The organism is Rubrivirga sp. (genome assembly GCF_049648075.1).
GTDB lineage: Bacteria > Bacteroidota > Rhodothermia > Rhodothermales > Rubricoccaceae > Rubrivirga.
The window spans coordinates 1-3,763 of sequence record NZ_JBARYR010000508.1 but is presented as its reverse complement, the minus strand read 5'-3'; the positions used below and the strand labels follow the sequence as shown (position 1 = coordinate 3,763).

Below are 3,763 nucleotides of genomic sequence, written 5' to 3'. Positions count from 1 at the left end.
GGCACGGGCCAGCACGCCGCCCAACGAGTGCGTCACGAAATGGACCGGTCCGTCTCCGAGGGCGTCCACGCGCGGGCCAACGACCTCGAGGACGAGGTCCGAGATCGACCGTCGCCGCGAGGGGTAGTCGACGATCTGAGGCGCGAAGCCTGCGCGGCGGAGCGCCCAGGCCATCGGGGCCATCGACAGGCCGGTCCGGGCCAGGCCGTGGAGCAGGAGGACGGGTGTCGCCACCGAGGGCGAACGGCTGGCTGCGGGTGGGGCTCCGTCCTCGACTACTCGCCGCCGAGTTCGAGGCCGGGGACGCGCTCGAGGTACTCCTCGAACAGCTCCGTCTGGCGGTTGATGAGCGGCAACTGGTACCCGTCGATAAACAGCGCCGTCACCTGGGTCTGCGGCTGGAACGGGTCGCCATCGGCGATGAACAGCGTCGCCTTCTTGCCGACCTCGATGCTGCCCAGGTCGCCGTCGACGCCGAACATCCGCGCCGGGTTGATGGTCACGGCCTCCAAGGCGGACTGGCGGTCGAAGCCGAGCTCGCGGCCGTGGGCGACCGCGAAGCCGGCGTGGAAGGGCAGGTTGCGGTAGTTCTGCATCCGGTCCTGCGTCTGGAGCGCGACCGTGACGCCGGCCTGGGACAGGAGCGCTGCGTTCTGGTACGTCCGGTCGTAGCGGTCGCTCGCCCGGGTCGGCAGGCCCGTGACCGGGCCGGTGACGACCGGGAGGCCGGCTTCCGCGATCCGGTCCGCGACGCGCCAGCCCTCGGCGGCGCCCGTCAGGACGACGCGGACATCTTTGTCCTCGAGCCACTCGAGCGCCTTCGCGATGTCGGGCGCCGCGTTGGCCTCGAGCAACAAGACGCGCTCGCCGCGGACCACCGGTAAGAGCGCCGCCATCTCCGGCTGGTACGACTGCACGCCGTCCGCCCCGCTCGCCGTTCGGGCCGAGTCGATCCGGGCGTACAGGACCGCCTGGTCCCAGACCTCGTTCAGCTTCTCGAGCGCCTCCGTCGCCGCCTTGTCGATGGCCTCCTGGCTCCGGCGGTCGAACCGACCCTGACGGCCCGACGCGGGCCAGTTCAGGACCACGCCTTCGAAGCCGGCGGCCATCTGGTCGGGTGTGTAGCCGTGGGCGTTGACGAGCGCCGCCGTGCCCGGCATGATGCCGCCCTGCGGGACCGAGAGCGCCGTCGTAACGCCCGAGACGCGCGTGATCGGGAAGTGGATCGAGGACGGGTTGATCGCCGTCAGCGCCTCCATTTGTGGCGTCACGTCGCCCAACTCGTCGAAGTCACGCGTCTCCGCCTGCGACCCGACCTCCTGAAGCCCGATGATGGTCCCGCTGTCGATCATGCCGGGGTACACCGTCCCGCCGTCACACGGGATGCGGACCGCCCCGGCCGGCACCGTCGCCTGCCCGACCGCCGTGATCCGTCCGTCCTCGAGGACGACGGTCCCGCTCTCGATCGTGCCGCGTGTGACGGTCTCGATCCGGCAGTCCGTGAGCGCGAACGTCCCCGTCCGGCCCTGGTACTGAGGACCCTGTGCGAACGCGGGCGCCGCGACGAGCGCGGCCAGGAGAAGAGGGGAGAGGCGCATCATGTCAGGCGCGAAGGAAAGGGTCGACCTCGAGGTCGTAAAAGGTCCCGAGCTAAAAAGAGGAGCGAGCGACGGTTCTGCCGTCCTCGAGGTCGGCTAGTGGCTGTGCGAGAGCTCGCCGAGCATGAGGGCGTCGAGGTCGGTGCCCAACATGCAGGAGTGGGAGTGGTCGCCGCCGAGCATCACGATCTCCTCTTCGGGGTCGACGAACAGGCGCTGGTCGTCGCCGTCGCGCATTCTGTCGAACCGGGCGACGCCGTCCACGAACGTCATGTCGACGCGCGTGTAGATCGAGAGCGGGTGGTCCGAGAACACCGCGATGTCCGCGTCCTTCCCGACCTCGAGGGTGCCGACCCGGTCGTCGATGCCGAGCTGGTGGGCCGGGTTGATGGTCACCGTGGCGAGCGCGTCGCGGTCATCGAGGCCGCCGTAGCGCTGGGTCTTGGCCGCCTCGTGGTAGAGGTAGCGCAGGAGCCCCGCGTCGTCGGAGTTGATCGACGTGCGGACGCCGTTGCGGGTCAGGATCGCGGCGTTGTGGGCCGTCGAGTAGTAGACCTCGAACTTGTAGTTGGCCCAGTCGGAGAAGACCGAGGCGCCGGCGCCGAACGCGGCGAGTTCGGGCGCCACCTTGAACGCCTCGTTGGCGTGCTGGAACGTCAGCCGCTCGATGCCGAAGTCTTGAAAGACCTCCATCAGCATCAGGATCTCGTCGGCGCGGTAGCTGTGGCAGTGGACCAAGACGTCGCCCTCCAAGATGCCGACGAGGGTCTCCATGCGGCGGTCGATCGGGGGGAGCGGATCTCCGGCCTCGAGGGCGTCGGTCTGCGCGGCGCGGTACTCGAGCGCCTCGGTGAACGCCTCGCGGTAGACCTGCTCGATGCCCATCCGCGTGCTCGGGCGGACGCCGCGGCCTCGGCCGTGGACTCGGGTCGGGTTCTCGCCGAGCGCAAACTTGATCGTCCGGGGCGCGTCCTCGAAGAGCAATCCGTCCGGGTCGAGCGTGCCCCAGCGGAGCTTGAGCGTCTCGTTCTCGCCGCCGACCGGGTTCGCCGAGCCGTGCATGACGTGGATGCTCGTGACGCCGCCTGCGAGCGCGCGGTAGATCCCGATGTCCGACGGGTCGACCGCGTCACGCATCTGGACCTCGGCCACGATCGGGTTCGAGGCCTCGTTGACGCTCGACAGCGCGATGTGGCTGTGGGCGTCGATGATGCCGGGCGTGACGTGCCGGCCGGTCACGTCGACCACCGTGACGCCACGCGGTGCCTCGAGGCCGGTCCCGATCCGTTCGATCCGGCCGTCCCGAACGAGCACGTCCGTGTTCTCGAGCGCGTCGCCGACGACCGTGTGGACGGTGCCGCCGCGCAACAACACGTCGCCGCGCTCGGACGCGGGAGGAAGCTCGAGCGGCGTCTGGGCACTCGCCGAGAGCGCCAAAAACAGGAGGGCAGGGAAGAGTCGCTTCATGGTTACTCGGGGCGACGCGTGGCCGTGATGGGGAACGAGCCGAACGAGCCGACGTCGGCGGTCCCGCTGAACTCGTCGTCCGTGATGATGCCGGCGATCGTGACCTGGGCGCCGATGTCAGGGGACGTGAACACGAGCGTCAGCGAGTTGCCCTCGAGGACGACGGTCTCGAACGTATTGGTGTCGCCGTCGCTCGTGATGGTGCCGCCCAGGTCGTCGCCCGATCCCGTGATCTCGAACGTGCCCTCTTGGTTGCCGCCTGGCGTCGAGACCTCGTAGTCCCACGTTCCGGCGGCTTCGACAACTGCGTCGGGGTCGGCGCCCTCTTGCGCATCGTCCTCGAGGTCGTATCGGACGCCCTCGACGAGCACATGGCGGATGGCCGTCGAGTCGGTGAACAGGGGGCCACTCGTGATGACCAAGTTGGCCAGCTTCCCGGCCTCGACGGTGCCGAGCTCCCGGCCCAGGCCCAGCAAGTCGGCGGGTGTGGAGGTGAGCGCGGCGAGCGCGGCGTCGTGGCTGAGCCCGGCCTCGACCATGCGGACCAGGTTGGCGTGGACGTCGCCGGGCTTGACCTCGAAGGTGGCGAACGCGAACGTCACGCCCGCACTGTCGAGGGCGGCCGGTGAGCCCTCGGCACGGGCGACGGCGGCCCGCTTCTGGCCCGTCAGCGCGATCTCCTCGTCGGCGACGCCGCG

4 protein-coding genes are annotated in these 3,763 nt (G+C 69.8%); all 4 read right to left on the bottom strand.

What is annotated here, in order from left to right; translation table 11 throughout:
* Positions 1–234: esterase/lipase family protein (locus WBA11_RS14290; RefSeq protein ID WP_424521344.1), on the bottom strand; the 234-nt coding region annotated here is incomplete at its 3' end.
* Between the two features lie 41 nt (positions 235–275).
* Positions 276–1,601 carry an amidohydrolase family protein gene (locus WBA11_RS14285; protein WP_424521343.1) on the bottom strand — a complete coding sequence of 442 codons (1,326 nt, stop codon included), beginning with the start codon at positions 1,599–1,601 and terminating at the stop codon, positions 276–278.
* A gap of 93 nt (positions 1,602–1,694) precedes the next feature.
* Positions 1,695–3,065 (bottom strand): amidohydrolase, encoded by a 1,371-nt coding sequence (locus tag WBA11_RS14280; RefSeq protein WP_424521342.1) that lies wholly within the window; start codon positions 3,063–3,065, stop codon positions 1,695–1,697.
* A gap of 2 nt (positions 3,066–3,067) precedes the next feature.
* Positions 3,068–3,763: amidohydrolase family protein (locus WBA11_RS14275; RefSeq protein WP_424521341.1), on the bottom strand; the 696-nt coding region annotated here is incomplete at its 5' end.